The organism is Dendronalium phyllosphericum CENA369 (genome assembly GCF_016056275.1).
GTDB classification, from domain to species: domain Bacteria; phylum Cyanobacteriota; class Cyanobacteriia; order Cyanobacteriales; family Nostocaceae; genus Dendronalium; species Dendronalium phyllosphericum.
Map to the genome: position 1 here is coordinate 129,414 of NZ_JAECZA010000001.1, position 21,879 is coordinate 151,292.

The 21,879-nt window shown below is 41.2% G+C and carries 19 protein-coding genes; 12 read left to right on the plus strand and 7 right to left on the minus strand.

Annotation, left to right across the window (positions count from 1 at the left end; all coding sequences use genetic code 11):
* The 3 genes from I8752_RS00605 to I8752_RS00615 are packed head-to-tail and all read left to right on the plus strand — an operon-like array spanning position 1 to position 3,036.
* Positions 1–1,545, plus strand: coding sequence for an NAD(P)/FAD-dependent oxidoreductase (locus tag I8752_RS00605; protein ID WP_214430376.1), 1,545 nt, complete (start codon positions 1–3; stop codon positions 1,543–1,545).
* Positions 1,546–1,567: 22 nt separating this feature from the next.
* The gene (locus tag I8752_RS00610; RefSeq protein ID WP_214430377.1) at positions 1,568–2,275 is read left to right on the plus strand and encodes an actin-binding WH2 domain-containing protein; all 708 of its coding nucleotides are present in this window, start codon (positions 1,568–1,570) and stop codon (positions 2,273–2,275) included.
* 53 nt (positions 2,276–2,328) lie between these two features.
* Positions 2,329–3,036 carry an actin-binding WH2 domain-containing protein gene (locus tag I8752_RS00615; RefSeq protein WP_214430378.1) on the plus strand — a complete coding sequence of 236 codons (708 nt, stop codon included), beginning with the start codon at positions 2,329–2,331 and terminating at the stop codon, positions 3,034–3,036.
* 60 nt (positions 3,037–3,096) lie between these two features.
* Here the strand turns inward: I8752_RS00615 and I8752_RS00620 are convergent, their stop codons facing one another.
* Together I8752_RS00620 and I8752_RS00625 are read right to left on the minus strand one after the other, a co-directional pair.
* Positions 3,097–3,447: a Rieske (2Fe-2S) protein gene (locus tag I8752_RS00620; protein WP_214430379.1), complete on the minus strand. Its 351-nt coding sequence runs from the start codon at positions 3,445–3,447 to the stop codon at positions 3,097–3,099.
* Between the two features lie 234 nt (positions 3,448–3,681).
* The gene (locus I8752_RS00625) at positions 3,682–4,284 is read right to left on the minus strand and encodes a Uma2 family endonuclease (protein ID WP_214430380.1); all 603 of its coding nucleotides are present in this window, start codon (positions 4,282–4,284) and stop codon (positions 3,682–3,684) included.
* 280 nt (positions 4,285–4,564) lie between these two features.
* Here I8752_RS00625 and I8752_RS00630 point away from each other — a divergent pair, with 280 nt between their 5' ends.
* From I8752_RS00630 to I8752_RS00645, 4 genes are all read left to right on the plus strand, one after another.
* Entirely contained in the window at positions 4,565–6,682 is a 2,118-nt protein-coding gene (locus tag I8752_RS00630) for a caspase family protein (RefSeq protein ID WP_214430381.1), read from the plus strand.
* Positions 6,683–6,726: 44 nt separating this feature from the next.
* Positions 6,727–8,085 (plus strand): hypothetical protein, encoded by a 1,359-nt coding sequence (locus I8752_RS00635; RefSeq protein ID WP_214430382.1) that lies wholly within the window; start codon positions 6,727–6,729, stop codon positions 8,083–8,085.
* A gap of 259 nt (positions 8,086–8,344) precedes the next feature.
* Positions 8,345–9,508: a KamA family radical SAM protein gene (locus I8752_RS00640; RefSeq protein ID WP_214430383.1), complete on the plus strand. Its 1,164-nt coding sequence runs from the start codon at positions 8,345–8,347 to the stop codon at positions 9,506–9,508.
* Between the two features lie 4 nt (positions 9,509–9,512).
* Positions 9,513–10,562, plus strand: a complete 1,050-nt coding sequence (locus tag I8752_RS00645) for a D-alanine--D-alanine ligase family protein (RefSeq protein ID WP_214430384.1) — start codon at positions 9,513–9,515, stop codon at positions 10,560–10,562.
* Positions 10,563–10,927: 365 nt separating this feature from the next.
* On the opposite strand, the gene I8752_RS00650 is transcribed toward I8752_RS00645, so the two are convergent.
* Positions 10,928–12,292 carry a DUF3370 domain-containing protein gene (locus tag I8752_RS00650; RefSeq protein ID WP_214430467.1) on the minus strand — a complete coding sequence of 455 codons (1,365 nt, stop codon included), beginning with the start codon at positions 12,290–12,292 and terminating at the stop codon, positions 10,928–10,930.
* A gap of 40 nt (positions 12,293–12,332) precedes the next feature.
* Positions 12,333–12,845 carry a pyroglutamyl-peptidase I family protein gene (locus I8752_RS00655; protein WP_214430385.1) on the minus strand — a complete coding sequence of 171 codons (513 nt, stop codon included), beginning with the start codon at positions 12,843–12,845 and terminating at the stop codon, positions 12,333–12,335.
* A 58-nt stretch (positions 12,846–12,903) separates the two neighbouring features.
* Here I8752_RS00655 and hisH point away from each other — a divergent pair, with 58 nt between their 5' ends.
* Entirely contained in the window at positions 12,904–13,539 is a 636-nt protein-coding gene (hisH, locus tag I8752_RS00660; RefSeq protein ID WP_214430386.1) for an imidazole glycerol phosphate synthase subunit HisH, read from the plus strand.
* Positions 13,540–13,676: 137 nt separating this feature from the next.
* Positions 13,677–14,231, plus strand: coding sequence for a 16S rRNA (guanine(966)-N(2))-methyltransferase RsmD (gene rsmD, locus I8752_RS00665; protein ID WP_214430387.1), 555 nt, complete (start codon positions 13,677–13,679; stop codon positions 14,229–14,231).
* A gap of 143 nt (positions 14,232–14,374) precedes the next feature.
* Here the strand turns inward: rsmD and petG are convergent, their stop codons facing one another.
* On the minus strand, positions 14,375–14,491 hold the full coding sequence (gene petG, locus I8752_RS00670) for a cytochrome b6-f complex subunit V (protein ID WP_214430388.1): 117 nt from the start codon (positions 14,489–14,491) through the stop codon (positions 14,375–14,377).
* A 210-nt stretch (positions 14,492–14,701) separates the two neighbouring features.
* Here petG and I8752_RS00675 point away from each other — a divergent pair, with 210 nt between their 5' ends.
* Complete coding sequence (locus I8752_RS00675; protein WP_214430389.1) at positions 14,702–15,076, plus strand: c-type cytochrome; 375 nt, start codon at positions 14,702–14,704, stop codon at positions 15,074–15,076.
* 218 nt (positions 15,077–15,294) lie between these two features.
* Entirely contained in the window at positions 15,295–15,552 is a 258-nt protein-coding gene (locus I8752_RS00680) for a hypothetical protein (RefSeq protein ID WP_225895367.1), read from the plus strand.
* 459 nt (positions 15,553–16,011) lie between these two features.
* Here I8752_RS00680 and I8752_RS00685 read toward each other — a convergent pair whose 3' ends face one another.
* Positions 16,012–16,242 carry a helix-turn-helix domain-containing protein gene (locus I8752_RS00685; RefSeq protein WP_214430390.1) on the minus strand — a complete coding sequence of 77 codons (231 nt, stop codon included), beginning with the start codon at positions 16,240–16,242 and terminating at the stop codon, positions 16,012–16,014.
* Positions 16,243–18,441: 2,199 nt separating this feature from the next.
* On the opposite strand from I8752_RS00685, the gene I8752_RS38335 reads away from it, so the two are divergent.
* A complete protein-coding gene (locus I8752_RS38335; RefSeq protein ID WP_214430391.1) occupies positions 18,442–20,343 on the plus strand; it encodes a right-handed parallel beta-helix repeat-containing protein in 1,902 nt (633 codons plus the stop codon).
* Between the two features lie 220 nt (positions 20,344–20,563).
* Here I8752_RS38335 and I8752_RS00695 read toward each other — a convergent pair whose 3' ends face one another.
* Positions 20,564–21,817 (minus strand): competence/damage-inducible protein A, encoded by a 1,254-nt coding sequence (locus I8752_RS00695; RefSeq protein WP_214430392.1) that lies wholly within the window; start codon positions 21,815–21,817, stop codon positions 20,564–20,566.
* Positions 21,818–21,879 lie beyond the last annotated feature (62 nt).

Genomic DNA, 21,879 nt, shown 5'->3' on the forward strand with positions numbered 1-21,879 from the left:
ATGTCGCTCACTGAAGAAATTCTCTCTCAATTACCGGGTGATGTTTTGGGAGGGTTGCGTCGAAGCGATCGCATCCTTACATCTATTAGAGAGAACACTGCACCATTACCAACAGTAGTAACAGAAACTCAACAGCCTTTAGACTCCGTAGACTGGGATGTAATTATCTGCGGTGGCACTTTAGGCATTTTAATTGGTTGCGCCTTAGCAGTGAAGGGACTGCGAGTGGCGCTGATGGAACGGGGTATTTTGCGTGGGAGAGAGCAAGAATGGAATATCTCCCGCCAGGAATTAGAAGTATTTTTGGAATTGGACTTACTGACAGAGGCGGAGTTGGAAACAGCGATCGCCACTAAGTATAATCCGGCGCGTGTCAGCTTTCACGGTGGTACAGAAGTTTGGGTAGAGGATGTCTTAAATATCGGCGTAGATCCAGTTTATTTACTGGCTACGTTGAAAAGTAAATTTTTAGCTGCTGGTGGCAAGTTGTTAGAAAATACACCCTTTACTGAGGCGGTGGTTCACCCGAATGGGGTGATGGTAAATAAATTTACAGCTAGGTTGTTAATCGACGCAATGGGACATTTGTCTCCCATCACCCAACAAGCACGCCAAGGAAAAAAACCGGATGCTCTTTGCTTAGTTGTGGGAAGTTGTACCCAAGGTTTTCCGGAAAATAACTCAGGCGATTTGTTGTTATCATTTACATCTTTGCAAAATCAATGCCAGTATTTTTGGGAAGCTTTTCCAGCCAGAGACGGTAGAACCACCTACTTGTTTACTTACATGGATGCACATCCACAACGTCTAAGTTTAGAAGCTTTGTTTGAGGAATATCTGCGCCTCTTGCCAGAATATCAGGGTGTGGAATTGAGCCAGCTAAAGTTTCAACGGGCGTTGTTTGGCTTCTTTCCCACTTACCGCCAAAGTCCCCTAAAAACACCGTGGAGTCGCATTCTGCCAGTGGCAGATAGCAGTGGTAGCCAATCTCCTTTGAGTTTTGGTGGTTTTGGTGCAATGGTGCGTCATCTGAAGCGTTTAACATTTGGCATCAAAGAAGCACTGCAAACAGATCGATTATCTGCAAAAGCACTAGCACTACTGCAACCTTATCAGCCGAGTCTGAGTGTGACTTGGTTATTTCAAAAGGCGATGAGTGTTGGTGTGAATCAAAAAATTGCTCCAGATCGAGTTAACCAATTACTCTCTGCGGTATTTCAGGAAATGCAACAGTTGGGTACACCAGTACTCAAACCATTTTTACAAGATGTGGTACAGTTTTCGGCGCTAACACAAACACTATTGAAAACTGGTTTCTCCCATCCTGGGTTAGTTGTCAAGATAATTCCGCAGGTAGGGTTAGAAAGTTTGCTCGATTGGATAGTGCATTACAGCAATTTAGGTGTATATACTGCCTTATTTTGGTTCAGTCCAATGCTAGAAACGTGGATTAAGAGTCAACCCAGCGAACAGCAATATTATTGGCATCGCTTGTTTGACTCCTGGAAGTTTGGTTCTGGCTGTGATTACGCGGATGAAACTTGAATTAATCTAGTGTGAGGATAACATGATCGAACGGAAATCAGTAGGAATCAAATACTTTGCAGTACTCATTGGCTTACTGCGCGATCGCGAAGCATTTCTCGAAGAAATTCGCCAAGGTGTGAGACTGCCAAATAAAATCATTTCTTTGCTGGTTTGTAGTTCTCTGTTTATTGCCATTTATGGCGGAATCATTGGTGCATTTCATAGCTGGATGCAAGCTTTATCTTCCGCCATTAAACTACCAGCCCTCTATTTAATTACACTGCTGATTTGTTTGCCAACATTGTACTTTGCCAATGTGATTTTTGGTTCAAAGCGCACTTTTAGTCAGCATTTTGCACTAGTCTTAACTGCGGTTTCTGTCACAGCCGTACTTTTATTTAGCTTTGCACCGATTACATTATTTTTCTTAATTACTACCAATAACTATCAATTCTTGATTTTATTAAATGTGTTGATATTTGCAATGACAGGATTTATTGGTATTTCTTCTTTATATCAAGCAATGAATTTAGTTCTAGAACAAGAGGATGAAAGTAGCAAAACTCGTAAGAAAATTTTACAATCTTGGCTATTCCTTTATGCTTTCGTAGGTAGTCAGCTAGGATGGACTCTCAGACCTTTTTTTGGTACGCCCGGTTCTCCTTTTGAACTATTTCGAGAAAGAGAAGGCAATTTTTATCTCAGCGTGATTCAAGCTATTAGCTATCTTTTGGGAATTCGCACCTGAATTATGAGTAAATAATCAAAGTTTAAATCATCTTGATGATATCTTAAATTGTTATGTTGGAAAAGCCATCTTATAAAATTAAACACTTTGGTGTTTTGATTAGTTTGTTACGCGATCGCCAGGGATTCTTAGAAGAAATCCGTCAGGAAGTGAGATTACAAAATAAAATTAGTTCTCTGTTCGTTTCTAGTTCTATTTTCTTTGCAATCTACGGTGCAATTATTGGTGCATCTCACAGTTGGGCACAAGCATTATCAGGGGCTATTAAACTGCCGGCATTTTATTTATTAACACTCATCATTTGTTTTCCGACTTTATTCTTCTTTAATGTTCTATTTGGTTCGCGCAGTAGTATCCAACAGCATTTTGTTGTCTTGCTGACATCTGTATCAGTGATTAGCGTACTTTTATTCAGTTTAGCCCCAGTCACGCTATTCTTTCTCATCACCACCCCAGATTCTTACCAATTTTTTAAACTGTTGAATGTATTGATTTTTGGGATCACAGGTATCTTTGGTGTGAAATTCCTTTATGAAGGAATGCAGTTACTTTCTCAACAAGATGAAGTTGGCAAAAAAACCCGAACTACTATTTTAAGATCCTGGTTATTGCTTTATGCCTTTGTTGGTATGCAGTTGGGATGGTTTCTCAGACCGTTTTTTGGTGCTCCTGACTCGAAATTTGAGTTATTTAGGGCAGTGAAGGGTAATTTTTATCTTGATATTGTCGCCGCAATTACTGAAATTTTGGGTGTGCGTTAAATGGATATTAGACTTTAGATTTTGAATCTTTCAATCCAAAATCTAAAATTCGCTCAACTATTACAACCCCACCCAAATACTTCCTTCTTCTAAACGGGTGGGAAAGACTGGTAGGGCTTTTTCTTTGGAAACTACACCTAATACTTTTCCAATACCAGGAGGAAAAGTACTCCATTCCTTAACATTGCCAGTGGCTAGATCGAACGCACTGCGGTGAAAAGGACAGATAATTGCTCCATCATCGGTGACTTTGCCCTTCCGCATGGGTAGCTTCAGGTGGGGACAGGAATTCTCTACCGCGTAAATTTGGTTGTTGTGGTTCAGCAGTAAAATAGCGCGTTGTTCGACTTTCACTACTTTGCGCTCGTTCAACGGTAGTTGATCTTGAGGAAGAACTTTAATCCAGTTCATCAATACCTCGCTTGATTTTTACAGGGCTGGTTGACAAAAGGCCTTGTAAACTTATACCAATTTTCTGTAACAATGAACTTGATAATAGTAGTAAAAATTTACCATTGCTTTGAACTTACAATGAGAAGTACAAAGTGTATTTTTTCATGGCACATTGGTGGGGAATTGATGAGTTACCAAAGCCGGAAGACACATCTGAAGATTTTGAGTATGAGCGATCGCACCAAAATTGATTCACCAGATTTTTGCCATCTGCAAGACGAATCCTGGTAGTACTGAATTACCGCTGACTGTTTCGGGATCGTCCAAAATTTCAACTTCTTGGTTGAGGCGATAGATGTAGACTTTTCGATTTTGGCGATCGATTAACCAACCGAGTGATGCACCATTGGCAATGTATTCTCGCATTTTGTCTTGCAATCCCCTGAGGGTATCGCTCTGAGAACGCAACTCAATGGCAAAGTCAGGACAAATCGGTGCAAATGAGGCTTTTTGTTCGTCAGTTAAGGCATTCCAGCGTTCTAGTTTTATCCACGCAGCATCAGGCGAGGGAATTGCTCCATTGGGCAAAGTAAAGCCTGCACTGGAGTCAAAAGCTTCGCCTGTCCCATCTTGTTCTGCCCAGTTCCCCAGTTGTACGGCAATATTGAAGTTGTGATTACCTGTATCTGAAAAGGCTGGTGGCATAACGATTACCTCACCACTAGCACTACGCTCGATTCTCAAATCGGGATTGGCTTGACAGAATTCATAGAACTGTTCAGTTGTCATCGATTTGATAGAAGGAAGATTGACAGTTAGCGGGACGCTTTGAGTTTGAATTAATAGCGTTGTCATTCTTTGTCGCTCATTTTGTGAAATTGAGCAAGCACAGGCAGGCTACCTTGAGTTTATACCCTCTTAACTGAAGTGCTGGAAGCGATCGCCTAGTCGTTGTCAAAACTCATACTAAAAATTCTGTTAGATTTTCTTAACCTAGAATTCGCATAAAATCCAGAATACTACTTGAATAGACTGTATTACGCCATCTCAAAGTTTAGTTGTAACAGTATATTGCGCTGCAAACGATTTGGAATATCTGAGATTTACATAAAACTTCTAAACTCGTGGAGTCCAAATGACTGAAGAAACTCATAAAGTACCGAATTTATATGCGTTATTAATTGGAATTGATTGTTACATGCCTAATATCCTACCCGATGGCAGTTACTACAAAAGTCTGGGAGGATGTGTCAGGGATATTAACCATGTGGAAGCTTTTCTCAAAGATACGCAAAAAGTTCCCGATACGCAGATTTTGAAGCTGACAGCTTCTATTAATCCCGACAAACCAGACAAACAACAGCCTCTAGAACCTCCAGAAAAGCTGCCGACTCGCAAAAATATAATAGATAGTTTTAGAAAATTAGGCGAAATCGCTCCCCAAACAGCACAGGTTTACATTCAATATTCTGGGCATGGCGGACGCGCAAAAACAGTATTTCCTGAAATCAAAGGTGTTGGTGAAATCGATGAGGGATTAGTACCTACTGATATCGGTACTTCAGAAGGACAGTATCTCCGCGATTTAGAACTCGCTCAACTCTTAAAAGAGTTAGTAGATAAAAAACTCACAGTCACTCTTGTACTAGACTGCTGCCATTCGGGTGGTGCAACGCGGGGAGACGCAGAAATTCGGGGTATGGATGTGGAGGATGATAAACCCCTGCAAGCTACGTTTGAGCCTGTTGCTCCATTAGAAGTTTTGGCTGCAACTTGGCAATCTTTAGGCGGAGGAACTCGCGGACTCAAAGCAAGTGGAGTACCTGAATCTAGAGATTATGTTCTGTTGGCAGCATGTCGGCAAAACGAATACGCTTATGAGTATGCCTTTAATCGGGAAACCAGAGAACGCAACGGAGCGCTTACCTACTGGTTGCTAGATACGCTCAGACAGCAGAATCCCGGACAAACTTACAAAGATTTATACGATCGCATCCATGCTCAAATTCACAGTCAGTTTCCTTCGCAAACGCCGATATTGCTAGGTGAAGGCGATCGCTTGATTTTTGGCACTGAGCGAGTCAAAACTGTATTTGCTGTACCTGTGATGAAGGTAGAACAGACAGAAACAAAAGAAATGCGAGTTTTACTAGCAGTTGGGCAAGCCAATGGAGTCACAAAAGGAGCAGAGTTTGCCATTTATCCTCGCGCTACAACTGATTTAACCGAGAAAGAGAATCGAGTTGCCATTGCTAGAATTATCCAACGCGGAGGCACAGATTCACTGTGTAAACTAGAAGCGATCGCAGCAAAGGAACTGAAAGTTGAACCCGGCGATCTAGCCGTTCAAATTGCGGTTGCAGCAAGTTTGGTGCGTAAAGTCTCCCTATCTCCAGAAGGCGAACAAAATCAGAAAGCACTTGCAGTGCTCAAAGCAGCTATTCCTGGAAATGGTTGGGTGGAATTGGATGAGACAAGAACCGTTGGCGACAACGGTGAAGGAGTAGACTACTTTGTAGAAATCAATAACAATGGTGAATTTGAAATCCGCGATAGTGGTGGAGCTATTTTCCAGAATATAAAACCTGCTTTCAAGATTGACGATCCAACTGCTCCAGAAAAGATTGTCAAACGCTTAGTTCATTTGGCAAAATACCAAGCTGCCAAAACCATTGATAATGTAGATACAGACTCGCCATTGTCAGGAAAGTTAGTTGTGGAATGGATGGGAACCTCTGATACTTACGATCGCGGAGATCCAATTCCTACGATTTCTCAGTTGCAGAAGTTTAGCGATCGCACTCGACCTACTGTGAAAATTGGAGATTCTATCTTTTTATCTATCCGTAATAACTCCACCGAGACGCTGAATGTTGCCGTGTTGAATTTTGAATCTGACTGGTCAATTCAGCAGATTCACCCGCAAAGACCTACAGAACTTTTCATTACCCTTGAGCCGGGAAAAGAAGAGAAAATTCCCCTCCAACCTACCTTAGAAGGAGAAGGAAATGAAGTCGAAAACACTGTTAAAGTTTTTGCAACCAAAGACCAAGCAAACTTTCGCTGGCTAGAGTTACCATCTCTAGATGAAGAAATTGTCCAAAAGGGATTTGCAGCGCGACCGCTTAATCCCCTCGAAGCCTTGCTAGCGGCAATTGATGGAGAGCAACCAACAACACGTAAATTAACTGTTGCAGCATCTCCAAGTCGTGAGTGGACAACCAAACAAGTAACACTAATTATTACAAAATAGCGAAGTTGGGGTTTGAGTACGCAAATTTTCCAGCAATCAAAACTATGAAACAATGGCTCTCTGCAATCCTCTTACCTATTGTTCTGATGCAAGCACCTGTGTTTGCCCAAACAAAATCTCCATCTGCCGTAAATGAGCAAATACCTGCAAAACAAGTAATAACTCCAACACCAAAGCCCGCAGTACCAAATTTAGTACCGTTGAAAGGCACAGAGCAAATGCGCCTGCAACTAGTTAATTGTGGAGGATGGCTAGATTGCGCTTTAGCTAGGCTATTGTTACATCCCAGCGCATATATCGATCGCCGCGAACTTTGGTTTGATAATTCTACTCAGGTTCCTGTTAGCATCTTGAACACAGCAATAGTTGTAGAAGGTGACTTTACCGGATATCAGCTTAACAACCAAGCTATTTTTCTTGCTGAAGGTATCAAAACTCTACCTGCCAATCAAATTGTCAGTATTCCACTGATCTTGAAGCGTTCTGCAATCCCTCCCGATCGCTATAGTGGGGCAATTTATCTCACATTGCAAAATCGCAGCGATCGCTTCTCACTTCCAGTTAATCTCAGCGTCAGAAGTGGCCCTTTATTGCCACTCTTAGTTCTGTTCTTTGGTGTAATTTTAGGCAGACTTTTTAAGTATATGCAAGAGCGCGGAGAGCCACAGGCAAAAGCATTAGAAGAAATTTATCGTTTAGAAGCAGATATTGCAAGTGCAAAATTAGAAGACCGAAATAAACAACTGTTAGCAGATATGGTAAACGAAGTTCGCACGCTCGTAGTCCGCGAACAATTAGATACCGTATCAACTCAAGTACAAACAATTCGCGATCGCCTCGAAACGTTAGTCAAACTGCAAGCTTTAGAGGATCGGCTTAACGAGCAAGCAACTACTTTTCCTACAGATGTTGACGAATATACACTGAAGATTAGTAAAGCGCGACAGTATATTGCTCAAAAAGAAGATGCTAAAGCCAAAGAGCTATTAGAAAAAATTAGTTCGGATTTAGACAGCGTTGGTGCAAGAGCAGGTGGAGACTCCGGGATTGAAGCTTACAAAAGATCCCTAGAAGAAATTGTCACAGCAACCAATCGCATCAACCAACCTATCAAAGAAAAGATTACACCAAGTTCCTTAGCGAAGTTCCAACAGTTTTTGATTAATCTATCTGGTGTGTCCGATCGCGTTCGGGCGGAAGCAACTTTCTGGGTGGTGCGTCCGCTACTATCTTTGATTTTGCTTGTTGGTTTATCAGCTGCGGGTATCAGTTCTCTTTATATAGAAAATGGTACAACATTCGGTGCTAGACCTTTTGCCGATTATCTAGGACTGATTTTATGGGGACTCAGTGCTGATGTTGCTAGCCGTAGCTTAAGTAATCTCCCAGGAGCAAAGCAATAGGCTTTTGTGTTTTAGTGCATATTGGCTGGGGGGCGGAGGGAGTGTTTCCAGGTTTTATCTAAAAGATTGTGAAGCAACTTATGGGCGCGACAGCTTCAAAGAAGAATACAGAATTCATACTGAATTATGACGACTGACAACTTTATTCTTTCTTATTAAATTCCCTAAAAATACAGACGACTTCTAGTATCAGCAATGCCATGCTAGCTGTAAATCAGCGATCGCTATAGTTGCTGATTAGTATAATTAATTACGAACCGTGAAACAAAATACTGTCCTTGATAAGCCTTTGATAGCCAGGTCGAGGCGTGAGGAAATTTGCCTTCTTTTTGGGGAATCTTACGATCGCGAACGCTGGAACGACTGGCGCTGGCAGATGCGGCATCGATTGACCAAGTTAGAACACTTTCAACATTTGCTGCGGCTTACTCCCGCAGAACAACAAGGGCTTTTAATCGCTCCAGAGAAGTTTGCTGTAGCCGTAACACCATACTTTGCATCACTGCTTGACCCCGAAGATCCGCTTTGTCCGCTGCGGTTGCAGGTGATACCACGGTCAGAAGAAATGGTAGTTGATACTACAGATATGGCAGACCCATGCGGTGAAGACCGTGACAGCCCAGTACCTGGATTAGTACACCGCTATCCCGACCGAGTGTTATTGCTGGCTCTAGATGCTTGCGCTGCTTATTGTCGTTACTGCACCCGCTCTCGTTTGGTTAGCCAAGGTGAAATAGACCCGATAACACGGCGGTTGGATGCGATCTTAGCTTATCTAGAGAAACATACTGAGGTGCGCGATGTATTGATTTCTGGTGGCGATCCGCTGTTGATGTCTGACGAACCCTTAAACAACTTGCTAGAACGGATACGCGCCATTCCGCATATTGAGTTTGTACGTATTGGCTCCCGTGTGCCCAGTTTTTTGCCACAGCGAATTACCCCGGAACTTGTTGCCATGCTTCGCAAACATCGTGTATGGCTGTCTTTGCACTTTTGTCACGCCCAGGAACTCACTCCGGAAGTTGCCCAAGCTTGCGATTTACTCGCAGATGGTGGCATACCTCTCGGTAGTCAAAGTGTGTTGCTGAAGAATGTGAATGATTCCGAACAGGCGCTGAAGGATCTGTTTCAAGGTCTACTCAAACTCCGCGTGCGTCCTTACTATCTCTATCAGTGCGATCCTGTTGTTGGCACTAAACATCTGCGGACGAGCGTACAAAAAGGTATAGAACTGATATCTAAACTGCGCGGTCACACTACCGGATATGCAGTGCCAACCTACGTTATTGATGCTCCAGGTGGTGGTGGTAAAGTGCCTATCCAAGCAGAAACTCTACTGGCTTATGAAAATGGTGTAGCACAAGTGCGTAACTGGGAAGGTAAGACATTCACCTATATAGATCCAACGGAGCAGGATTAACGCCATGAGGCTTTTCATCGGTTTGTGTTACGACCTTAAGGAAGATTATCTCAAAAATGGTTTCACCTCTAGCGATGTCATGGAGTTTGACGAAGAAGAAACCATTATTGGACTAGAAAATGCATTAAAGAATTTAGGTCACAAAGTTGAACGTATTGGCAATGGTAGAGAACTTACCTTGCGGTTAGCAAAAGGCGATCGCTGGGATTTGATTTTCAACATTGCCGAAGGATTGAAAGGTCGCTCTCGTGAGGCTCAAGTGCCAGCGGTTTGTGAATTATTTGCTCAACCTTATACCTTTTCTGACCCGCTTACCTGTGCTTTAACCCTAGATAAAGCTCTTGCCAAACGTGTGGTGCGCGATCGCGGTTTGCCCACAGCACCATTTGCAGTGGCGAACACCTCTCAAGAAGCGGCGGTTGTGGCACTCCCCATACCGCTATTTCTCAAGCCCGTAGCTGAAGGTACTTCTAAAGGTGTCAGCAATCGTTCCTTCGTCAAAGAACGTGAAGAATTGGTTGCAGTCAGCCAAGACTTACTCGAACAATTCCACCAGCCAGTACTCATAGAAACCTTTCTTCCAGGAAGAGAAGTTACAGTAGGCATTGTTGGTAACGGCAATACAGCACGGGTATTAGCTGTGATGGAAGTGATGCTGACAGATCGAGCGGAATCTGTTGCTTACACCGCGCTCAACAAACAAGAGTATCTCGAACGGGTATCCTATCGCCTAGTTCCAGATGAGGAACCTCTAGCAGCACAAGCCCAGCAATTGGCATTGGATGTCTACCACACCCTCAATTGTCGGGATGTGGCTCGTGTGGATCTGCGTTGCGATGCTAAGGGAGTGTTGCAATTTCTGGAGGTAAATGCATTACCAGGACTAAATTACGTCTATTCAGACTTACCGCTCATGGTGAATATGGCTGGATTGTCATATGTAAAACTTATCGATGAAATAGTCAAGTCCGCCTGGCACAGGTATTTTCCTGCAACTATGAGAACTGAATGTGAAAGTGTAAGAGAGCAACACGAAAAAGTGAGATTGTCGTGAAGGAGGCTAGAGGAGGAAAGAAAATGTTCTTTACCCCTCTACTTCCCTGCCCTGGAGCCGTCTTAATGATAAGTCTTTAACCCAACACGATATATTGCCGTAGTGGTCTGTCGCATTAGTTCTGAAGGTTTTAGGAACGAACCGCGTAGACGCGAAACGGCTTCCCGCAGGGTAGTACGCAAAGTACGCGAAGAAAGAGAAAAAAGAAGAGAAATTTAAAAGTTAATTCACCTAGCAAAATTAATGCGATGAACCAGTAGTTACATAGGTTAGGACAATTGCGATTGCTCAAAGCCTTACAGTAACTGGGTTTTTACTCAGCACTCAGCACTCAGCACTCAGCACTTTGCTATAACTAATCCAGTTTAATTAGCAGCTTGAGTTGATACTGTTAATACCTGCGGTGGTGTCGCATCTGGTGGATACAAAAAGTCTACTTCTACCAATCTGCGATCGCCTCTCTTCATATTTAATAAAACTAACGGTTCTCCTAGTTGGCCTCTCTTTTGCACCAAATGCACAAACTGGGTTTGTGGTTTACCTCGGTCATCGTTATAACGTACTCGTACTGTTCCTCGGAAGAAGGTTTGACGGGCTGGCGTACTCAAAAAGCGCAGTCCTGGTTTCCCTAATTGGTCTTCTTTCAATGGCGTTTGCATTGATATAGCAACTTTTTGCAGACTTTGAGTATTGTTATATAGGGGTAACTTCAAACTGTATTGAATTCCATAGTTGCCATGAGCGCGATACGCGGTATCAGGATAACGCACCAGCATAGTAGCACTCTGAATTTGACCAGTTCCCAAAGTTCCACCATGTAAAGTATCAAGGGCATAGGAAAACACTTGCCCAGGTTGGGGAATAGTTAGATACTTTGTTTGGGGATTATCTGTTAATAAGGCTCTCCATTGAGTACCACTAACTACTCCCGCTACACGACCATAAATTATTGGCTTATTAGTTTCTTCTAAGGGAGTAGGTGTTTTATCTCTTGGCCCTGATAAATCGCCATTATCTAGTAAATTTTGCCACTCTGCTAATGTTGGGGCACGCTCGCTACCATCAGCATTCGTCCGCGCAAACATGGCCAAGCTAGCTGCATAAACAGTGCCATTACTCCGCAGTCTAATCAAAGTAGACCGACCATTTAAAGGTGGCGTGAGTCCTTTGACAGGAATGGGCAGATTGAGTAACATCTGACTTTGCCCTGGTGGAATCACAATTTGAGCGGGGAAAATATCTTGTCGTCGTCCCCTCAACACATCAGACATGACGCGATCGCCCGGCCCTGCGAAAACTGTACCCAAAATATTCTGACTAAAGCTTGGCAACTCAATAAATGGCGCATCCGGTTGACTCAAATAACTCGCCGCCTGCAAGATACTTACTTTCACTGATTCCGAACTAGGATTATGCAGAATAATTCCTAAATAAAGCGATCGCAAATCTTCTGGGGGATCGGCCTTAGCAACGTGGTGGACAAAAACATCAAATCTTCCCCGAAAGGGAAAATTTAGATGCGCTGTTGGCACTTTTTTGCCAGCTGGTGGAAAGGTAGAGAGTAAAATCCCTTCTTTTAAAACTAGTTCTGGACTATTGCTATTAAACGTTGGGATCGTATCCAATTGCCCTGGTAAAGGGCGAACTTCTTGTGGTTGCACCACTTCTTCAGGTGGTAGGGCAGCAGGAGTTGATTGTGCGAGTGTCAAACTTAGTAATAACGGCAACATATACTTAGATGTTTTCTCCACCATACAGACGCTCTTCATTTTATGAAAGTGCCAGTCTGTTAATAATTAATACAAAATCAGCAACAGTTACCGCCAAATTTTCGGGAGTTAAAACTGGAACGTGGACAAAGATACAACGTGTAGTTAGTTGCTTTTGGAGCAGGTAGTTTAATACTGAATAATAAAGACCTTCGCAAACAAATTTACCGCAGTCATGGCTAATGTCAATTGCCATCGCTCCCAAGATTAGTTGCTCTAAATCAACTGTTGTCTGCAAAACACTTTCGTTACAGCTAGCAGTAACTTCAATACTTAATTGCGTGCGGCGGGCAGCCATCCCACAACAGATAATGTCATCTGGCTGGAATTCATCAATTTTTTGAATTACCTGCGAACTAGCAAGCCGAACATCTACAGGTAACAGGCGTAAAAAATTTAAGTTATGGGGGAGCAAGTCAAGTTTAGTAACTTCAAGTAATAAATCATCAGAAGAATTTGACTGTTGATCGCTTAACCAAGTGTCAAAAGAAGTTAATAATATTCTTTTCTTCATAACAAATATTATTTAGAATAGAAAAACCCTCCATAATAAATTTACAAGGAGCAGGTCAATGCCAATTATTGCGGTCGTAGATTACGACATGGGAAATTTGCACTCAGTCTGCAAAGGCCTAGAAAAAGCTGGAGCAACTCCTAACATTACTCATTCTTCCAAAGAATTGGCAAAGGCAGATGCAGTACTATTGCCAGGAGTAGGAGCTTTTGACCCCGCAGTGCAACATCTGCGATCGCGCGATTTAGAACAACCAATTAAAGACACCATTGCCTCTGGCAAACCTTTCTTAGGAATCTGCTTAGGTTTGCAAATTCTTTTTGAATCAAGTGCGGAAGGTAATCAACCAGGACTGGGAATTATTAAAGGAAAAGTCCAACGGTTTCGACCAGAACCAGGAATTACAATTCCCCACATGGGATGGAATCAGCTGGAAGTGACTCAACCAAAAAGTATTTTATGGGAGCATTTACCATCTCAACCTTGGGTATATTTTGTTCATTCTTACTATGTTGAGCCAATTGACCCGCAAATTCGTGCTGCAACTGTTACTCACGGTACTCAGACCATAACAGCTGCGATCGCTCGTGAAAACCTCATGGCCGTTCAATTTCACCCCGAAAAATCTTCTAATATCGGATTGCAAATCTTGTCTAATTTTGTTGCTCAAGTCCGTGAGAAAATTGCTGCATAATATAAAGAGTGCTGAGTGCTGAGTGCTGAGTGCTGAGTGCTGAGTTAGAAGAAAGAGTACTGAGTTAGAAGTTAGAAGTTAAGAGTTATTTATTTTTTCTCGTAACTACTGAACTAATGACTAATAACTATTGACTAATGACTTTAAGAATTTACGGCAATCGTCAGATTAAAACTTTACCTGGACAAGAAACCAGACCCACTAGTTCGCGGGTAAGGGAGGCAGTTTTTAATATTTGGCAGGGAAGAATACCAGGTTGTCGCTGGCTAGATTTGTGCGCTGGTACTGGTTCAATGGGCGCAGAAGCTTTGTGTAGAGGAGCTAGCTTATTAGTAGGAATTGAGCAATCGAGCAAGGCCTGTGCAACTATCCGTCAAAATTGGCAGCAGGTAGCTGATAGCGAACAAGAATGGCAAGTCTTGCGGGGAGATGTCATCCAGCAGTTAAAAAACTTATCAGGAAAGCAGTTTGACAGAATTTACTTCGATCCGCCTTATGCTAGTGGATTGTATCAGCCAGTGTTAGAAGCGATCGCCTCTTATCAATTATTAGATGCCACTGGCGAAGTAGCAGTAGAACATAGTCCCCAAGGTTGGACACCTCCAATAATTACGCCTTGGGAAATTTGCCGCCAGAAAGTTTACGGTAACACAGCTCTTACTTTCTACAGAACACTAGAGTATAAGGAGTAGGAGAGCAAGCTTCGCCTTGGGAAAGGCATAAAGGGGAAGGGGAAAAGGAATTATACAAAGTTCTTACCTTTCCCTTATCCCCAGAGGGAACCCCACCTTCCCCCTTTATCTTCTAAATCCTAACCCAGCACGAGCGCACTTCTTCACCCTCCCCCTAACTGGTTGCCGCGCTTGTATTGCTTATAAGCAGCGTAAAATAGTCCAGCGAGGGTAACTACAATTAGACCAAGGACAATACCTGACAGCAGGGGTTCAACCACTTTAAATCTCCTGTTTGCAATTCTTCAAGATTCATATCTCGTCTTTGATTTTACCAAATCGGGGGCGAATCCCGCTCACAGTAAAGTTTTTAGGTGACAGATGTTCGTAAAAAACCTGTAATCTGTGCTTGCAGACACAATCAAGAACTTTTAAGCTATGTGTAGGAAATGAAAAATTTTGAGCACACCTAGACTTTCACGGCAAACCTTTTGGATAACCAAATTACCAAACATGAAACTCTGATTCAGCGGCTCGCTTTGTTAGCTTTGGCGATACTGCTAGCAGTCCCTTTGGCCATTTTTGGTGTTCAAATGGTTCGAGCTTCCGATCCATACGTCAAAAGTGTTCTTTCTTTGACAGGAGACCCAGTTCAAGGACATGCTATCTTTCAAATCAATTGTGCTGGTTGTCACGGACTAGAAGCTGATGGACGGGTAGGCCCCAGTTTGCAAGCTGTCTCCAAGCACAAATCCCGGTATGGACTAATTCACCAAGTTATTAGCGGCGAAACTCCACCCATGCCTAAGTTCCAGCCTAGCGTGCAAGAGATGGCAGACCTTTTAAGCTATCTAGAAACTTTGTAGGTTTAATATCTAAAAGTAAGGGCGCTGTTTCGTTCGCCCTTACTATTGTATTCTTCTTTCAAATTGGTATTAGTTGGGCAGCTTCTCCACACCCTTACAACCGTGTTTGTTGAAAGCGTGATTTTCAACTAAACATCTTTACTACAAAAATGTTTTAAATATTACACCTGCCAAATCAGTATCAGATCTCAACTATTGATGCATCTCTATGTGCAACAATGATTGGCGTGATTATAAAATCACGCTTTAAAGAGAAAGAAGGTGTAATATTTATGAGTCAGTCCCCTAACCCACAAGCAAAAAGACTTCTATACATTGTTGGTGTTGCTCTTGGTCTTGCTTTGTTGCTGACTGCTTTGATTTATTTCTTACTGGGAATTGGTGTAATCAAGTCAATTTCGACATATGTGATTTGGGCAATTATTCTTTTTTCTATTGGTGCAGGTATATTGAGTGGTGTTGGAACAAGACGCTGATATTCAATATTGCTACAGTAAAATCACGTAAACTTATATAAAAATTCAATTAAAAACTATATTTACTGTTGAAATTACTGACTTTTAGCTTTTGTATAGATCCCAAATTAGTTTTTTCTTAACAAAGCTTCCAAAAAGTAGTGACGATCTCCGATCGAATTTAAAATGAAAAATTAAAAAATCACAGAGTTCATCTTCAAAGCTAAAAACCACAAGCGCGATCGCCTCCTCACACAGCCCAATCTTTACACAGTAATTCTGCCTGTTGCACTAGTGTCACCTGCAAGTTCTATAAATTCGCTCATCATCTGGGCGGTTTCAATAGCACGGTGCTAGTATCTTTATCTTCTAGCATTTAGGCAAAAGACCGATGCTGTAACAAATTACAATGCGATCGCGTTTTGATTTAGTAAGTCTCTAATATTTATTTGAGTATTTTATCTGCCTTTCCATACTTCTTCAAAATTCCTCTTCACTCAAGTAAAGTTTAATAAATTCTTCAGCAGCTTCTGAATTAATTTTGTGCAAACCACTGCGAATTGCTAGTAGTGTGTCGGGGGGTGGATCGCTAATTTCATTGACCCAGTTGTTTACTGCGGAACGTCCAATACCCATTGCAACTGCTAGACGATTCTGAGTTATGCCGTAAATTTCCAGTACCCGCTTAAGCGCTCTACCTGCTTTTTTCATGCCTCTGATTTTGTCAGAGGCTTGTGACTTGGTAAATGTCCTATTATTTGGACTTTAATGTAAAATCACAATGTCCAAAACTTTGGACATTGTTAATACTTGCCATGTAATTTAATAACCCTCCCCAACCTTCCCATCGAGAAACCGTCAATATTCTTCTAATGGCTCCCATTGAGGTATCAACAGCATTGTTTATTGGCTGTATTGTCTTAGCTTTGCCGAAGTACCAGCCTGAAGTAAGCCACAATTTGTCCCCAACAACTAGGACGAAGAAATGACGAGTATAACTATCAAGCAAATAACCATGGACTCAACAGATAAAAATATCTGTATAGGCCGATCGCACACAATAATGCGATCGCCAGTCAACTCGAACGATGCAAAAAAAGCAAAAAATTTAATTACTAGATCGCGATATTTTTAAGATTGGTAGTAAAAAATCCGTACCCGCTATTGCAATTGAAACCATTATTGCTAATGGGAGAGTTATTGAGCTAATAGCAGTTAAAACCGACAATATGACCAATTTTAGCCTTTTTAAGTCAAAAAAGGTTTAGACATCATCATCTCAAAAAAGCTACGATATGATGAAAAATCGGTATTTTTACAGAACTAGACTTGTTACTGCCATTGCATTGCATAAATAGACCAAACAATATAAATTTTTGCAATACAATCTAAACTAAATCAAGAAAAGATGAGCTTACTTGAGTTCGATGTTAGCGATCGCTTTTTAGCTAAAACAGTATAAATTTCGATGTATTCGAGTAGAGCGATCGCTCATTGACTTTTTTTTCTTCTTCCAAGAATTTAAGTCTGACAAATGTGATTTTTTGACTAAGATTAAAATCTTTACGTTTATAAATATTGTGGTATCAATATGGACTATTTTGTAATTACAGCAGATTAAGAGAGCCGATACAATAAGCATCTTTCAATTGATTGATGAAAAGCCAATTAGGTTAAGCTTTTCAAGCGCGGCTTGCTGCGATAGTTGATTTACAGATAAAGAATTTATGACCAGCTTTTTCAAGGTGATGCAGTCTATTTTAATTTTGGGTAAAAGCCTTATGGTAAATGGATTCAGCGCTATTAACCCCTAAAAACTGAGATGCAGATTGCCAACGTAGATAACAAGTTATCGGCTTTGTTACTCATCGCCATGAAACTATATTCCTAATTATATTAGAATAAAAGTAAAAAAAAGATTTACATTTAATATAATAAAACTCTGAAATAATTTCATAGCAAAGGTTACAGGTTTCATTTGTAATATTTAACCTTATTCAAGCTTTTTATAATTTTATTAAAAAATACTGAATTAATAAAACTATTCTCTTTCAATCATTGTAGGGGTAATAAAAGCGAAGAACCTGGAAATTACTTGTATGAATTGATTGGTTGGCATCGAAAATATTTAAAGTTAACAATTGTATTAATAATTATAATCTTATTATTTAATTTATTCTGCAAAATCAATGTTTTTAATAATGTACTTTAGATAGATCTAATTTATCAACATTATAATATTTGATATCAACTTAGTTATTAAAAAAATATATTAAAGCTAAAACTAATATAATAAAATATTCAAATATTGATTATATGTTGTAAAGATACCAAATTTTTAATAGCTTTAAAAAGGATTAAAAATAATTATATTTCAATCAAGATGTAGTCTTTTTACAATATAGAAAAACCCATAATCTTTTAAATTTACTAATAATAAACAAGCATGATTTTTTTAAATTAAAAATTAATATAAATACCGAAATGCTGTCCAGGCAAATATTCTACTTGAAAAACTATATAGTTTTACTCAGTTTTATAATGCCTTTAAAATATTAGATCTATTTTTAAATAAGGTGATTAAAAATTATTTTTTGATGATTAATGACATAAAAAAATCAAATAGATTTAAAATAACTTTTGCTATTTACTAAACATAAAAACTAAAATAATTGTTCATTAAAAAGAATGAAATTTATTTTTCTTTCCACTTAAGTATATTTACGCTGAGTTTTTTTAAGTGGATTCACCCTTAGATTTTAGTTTTTTACAGGTTTATAAAAAAGGCAAATCAGTGGTTCTAAATCTCATTCTCCTGAATGACAACTAGACCACTAGTTAAGTCATAAAAAGAGTGATTTTGTCCAAAACATATATCTGAAAACGTTGATCTAAAAGGAAATTCAAAGCATGGCTATCATTAACGTTACTACCTCTGCAGACAGCGGAGCAGGTTCTTTGCGTGCAGCGATCGCTTCTGCTCAAGCGGGGGACACCATCAAGTTTGCTTCTACCCTTGCTAACAAGACCATCACACTTACTAGTGGGCAGCTTAGTATTACAAAAAACCTAACGATTGATGGTACAGGAACAGCGAATTTAAAAATTAGTGGTAACAATGCTACAGGAGTATTTCTTGTCGAGCGCCAGATAGGTGCTACGTTTAAGAACCTCACTATCGCTGATGGTAAAACAACCGGAAAAGGTGGTGCGATTCAAACCTATGACTATGGCAGCATCACAGTCGATAACTGTAAATTTACCAACAATCGCGGTGGTACAGGTGGAGCCATCTATCTTGGCTATGGTGGTCGTTCTACGGTAGTTAACAGTAGCTTTGATGGGAATGATGGTACTTCTGCAAACTCTGGTTGGAGTGGTGGAGCGATCGCCACAGCTGGTGCTGGTAACCTCGTTGTTAAAGACTCCATATTTACAGACAACAAAGGGGTCAATGGTGGTGCGATTTATAGCTTGCTAGGCACATTGACTGTAGAGAACTCGGTCTTTGAAGGCAACAGTTCAGCAGGTGGTATGGGTGGTGGTGCAATCTTCACTGATGGAGCAACTCCTGTAGGACCTGGTTCTCCAATAGCAGGTACAATTACCGTCCGTGGCAGTTGGTTTGAAGATAACCATACTGAAGGCGAAGGTGGCGCGCTTTTTCTTTATGGTTACGCTAAAGACCAGATCGTACTTGAAGACAGCACTATAGTCGGCAATAGTGCAGGTTACAACGCTCAAGGAGTATCACGAGGAGGAGGAGTACGAGCTACCAGCGACCTCACTATCAAGAACGTCACTATTGCTAACAATACCGCTGAAAGGCAAGGAGGAGGTTTGTGGATAGATAGAAACTCCAAAGTGGATATCATCAACAGCACCTTTTCTGGAAATAAGGTTACCAAAGATGCGGGTGGAGCCATGTTTATTGACACCGATCCTGCCTCTCCCATCAATATTGTCAATTCCACCATCGTTAACAACTTTGCCGGACGGGCTAGTGGTGCAATCATGTTCGGTGGTAATAAGAACGTAACCCTGACAAATTCGATTGTTGCCAACAATACAGCAGGTAATAAATACCAACAGCAAGTTACAACTTCTCTCAAAGATGGCGGTGGCAACATTGAATGGCCTAAACCAGGATACGGCGACAGACGGGTTGTAGCAGGCAGTCGAATTGTCGATCCTCTTATTGATACCTTACAAAATATCGGGGGAGATTTAGTGCATCCCTTGAAAACAGGCAGTCCTGCCATCAACACTGGCATCAAAAATGCGATCGTACCTACTATTGACCAAGGAAGCGTGCTACGGGATACTCAACCAGATGTTGGTGCTTACGAAGTAGCTGCCAAGAGGTCTCCTCAACCAATTAGTGCCGTTAATTCAGAGAAATTTGCCATATATGGCACTATGGGTAACGATGTCCTGACTGGTACTAGTGGTAACGATATCCTCATGGGAGGCTATGGTAACGATACTCTGATTGGTGGTGGTGGTATCGATATCTTAATTGGTGGAGGGGGTGACGATCGATTTGCCTTCCAAAGCTTTTCAGATAAGGGCGACTATATCATCGGTTTTGACCGCACAAAGGAAGCGATCGACCTCAGCCAAATTATCGATGGGTCTAATTTCAAAAGTACCAATCCTTTCACTGATTACATAAAACTAGGGCAAGTTGGTAGTAACACAGTTGTTAGCATTAACCCAGATGGTGACTCCAACCCAAATCAATTTCAACAGTTTTTAACTTTGAGGAATATTACAGCCAGCAGTTTAACTGTCAATAACTTCATTTTATAAGACTAACTCAGAGCGGTTGTACTTGTTGGAGTCAGCTGTCGAAGCTTAAGCCTGTTTCAGATTTGTCTTAATTCTCATGCTACAAGAACACGGTCAACAAAGACACATTGTTGGTCTTAGTTAAGAGATTGGTAAAAGGAATTCAGAACCAACTCATCCCCTCTTCGCTAGCAAAGAGGGATTGGGAAGGTTGCTAGGTCAAAAGGACTTTATATTTGCGCTACAATCTTGTCAACAACTGCCGTCGTAGTAAATCCAAGGCTGTATTTGCACTTAAAAGACGAATTAGAGTCCGACCTCGCATTGTTCCAAACCGATACTCAAAACTCGTTACTTCGTCATTTGGCCCAGCCAAACCAATGTAAACTAAACCCACCGGCTTGGTGTCCGTTCCCCCAGTTGGGCCAGCAATACCAGTGATACTCAATCCCCAAGTCGTTGAGAGGCACATTTTTACCCCAACTGCCATTTGCTCTGCAACAGTAGCACTTACCGCCCCAAATTTATCTAAGTCTTCTGGGTTAACCTTTAATAGTCCAACTTTTACTGAGTTATCATAAGAAATCACCCCACCCCAAAAGTAATCTGAACTTCCGGAAATCTCAGTCAACATTTGCCCTAGCCCGCCACCAGTACAGGATTCTGCAACAGAGAGAGTTTCTTTTGTCGATCGCAACAACTCACCGACTACAGAAGCGAGAGTTCGATCGTCTGTACCGTAATAATCCAGTCCTGCAATTTCTTTAAGTTGTTTCTCAATTGGCAAAATCAAAGCTTCTGCTGCAACTTCTGAACTAGCTTTAGCAGAAATCCGCAATCTGACTTCACCCTTACCTGCATAAGGGGCTACTGTAGGGTTAGGCAAGTTAAGATAAGGAGCTACTTTTTCCGCCAACGCAGATTCACCAATACCCCAAAACTTTAAACTCCGGCTGTAAATAATTTCTTGACCCCAGCCTTGGTTTTTGAGAAAGGGTACTGCGGTTTCACGCCACATATGATGCATTTCTGATGGCACACCAGGAAACGTGAAAATTGTGATGTCGGAACGTGGTTGCCAGATGATACCAGGCGCTGTTCCTGTAGGGTTGGGTAAAATTTCTGCACCTTGGGGAATCAAGGCTTGCTTGCGGTTACTTGAAGTCATAACCCGACCCCGCCCAGCAAATTTTTGAGCTATGTCTTCAATGATTTCTGGGCGTTCTACCAAAGGGACACCAAAAAAATCAGCGATAGTTTCGCAGGTAAGATCATCTGGCGTAGGCCCAAGACCACCAGTAAAGATCAAAATTTGCGCTCTGGAAATAGCGATTTCAATAACTTGCTTCAATCGTTGTGGGTTATCTCCAACCACGGTTTGATAGTAGTGTGGAATACCTAGTTGCGCTAATTGTTGCGCCAAAAATTGAGCATTACCATTGAGAATATCTCCTAGCAATAGTTCAGTACCAACACAAATTATTTCTGCACTCATCGGATTAGGGATTGGGGATTAGGGATTGGGGACAAGGTTAAAGGTTAAAGGAAAAGAACTTT

Bases quoted from the DNA above. Each gene is read 5' to 3' on its own strand.
- I8752_RS00605 (WP_214430376.1), top strand. From the start codon at position 1: ATGTCGCTCACTGAAGAAATTCTCTCTCAATTACCGGGTGATGTTTTG.
- I8752_RS00610 (WP_214430377.1), top strand. From the start codon at position 1,568: ATGATCGAACGGAAATCAGTAGGAATCAAATACTTTGCAGTACTCATT.
- I8752_RS00615 (WP_214430378.1), top strand. From the start codon at position 2,329: ATGTTGGAAAAGCCATCTTATAAAATTAAACACTTTGGTGTTTTGATT.
- I8752_RS00620 (WP_214430379.1), bottom strand. From the start codon at position 3,447: ATGAACTGGATTAAAGTTCTTCCTCAAGATCAACTACCGTTGAACGAG.
- I8752_RS00625 (WP_214430380.1), bottom strand. From the start codon at position 4,284: ATGACAACGCTATTAATTCAAACTCAAAGCGTCCCGCTAACTGTCAAT.
- I8752_RS00630 (WP_214430381.1), top strand. From the start codon at position 4,565: ATGACTGAAGAAACTCATAAAGTACCGAATTTATATGCGTTATTAATT.
- I8752_RS00635 (WP_214430382.1), top strand. From the start codon at position 6,727: ATGAAACAATGGCTCTCTGCAATCCTCTTACCTATTGTTCTGATGCAA.
- I8752_RS00645 (WP_214430384.1), top strand. From the start codon at position 9,513: ATGAGGCTTTTCATCGGTTTGTGTTACGACCTTAAGGAAGATTATCTC.
- I8752_RS00650 (WP_214430467.1), bottom strand. From the start codon at position 12,292: ATGTTGCCGTTATTACTAAGTTTGACACTCGCACAATCAACTCCTGCT.
- I8752_RS00655 (WP_214430385.1), bottom strand. From the start codon at position 12,845: ATGAAGAAAAGAATATTATTAACTTCTTTTGACACTTGGTTAAGCGAT.
- hisH (WP_214430386.1), top strand. From the start codon at position 12,904: ATGCCAATTATTGCGGTCGTAGATTACGACATGGGAAATTTGCACTCA.
- rsmD (WP_214430387.1), top strand. From the start codon at position 13,677: ATGACTTTAAGAATTTACGGCAATCGTCAGATTAAAACTTTACCTGGA.
- I8752_RS00680 (WP_225895367.1), top strand. From the start codon at position 15,295: ATGATTGGCGTGATTATAAAATCACGCTTTAAAGAGAAAGAAGGTGTA.
- I8752_RS00685 (WP_214430390.1), bottom strand. From the start codon at position 16,242: ATGAAAAAAGCAGGTAGAGCGCTTAAGCGGGTACTGGAAATTTACGGC.
- I8752_RS38335 (WP_214430391.1), top strand. From the start codon at position 18,442: ATGGCTATCATTAACGTTACTACCTCTGCAGACAGCGGAGCAGGTTCT.
- I8752_RS00695 (WP_214430392.1), bottom strand. From the start codon at position 21,817: ATGAGTGCAGAAATAATTTGTGTTGGTACTGAACTATTGCTAGGAGAT.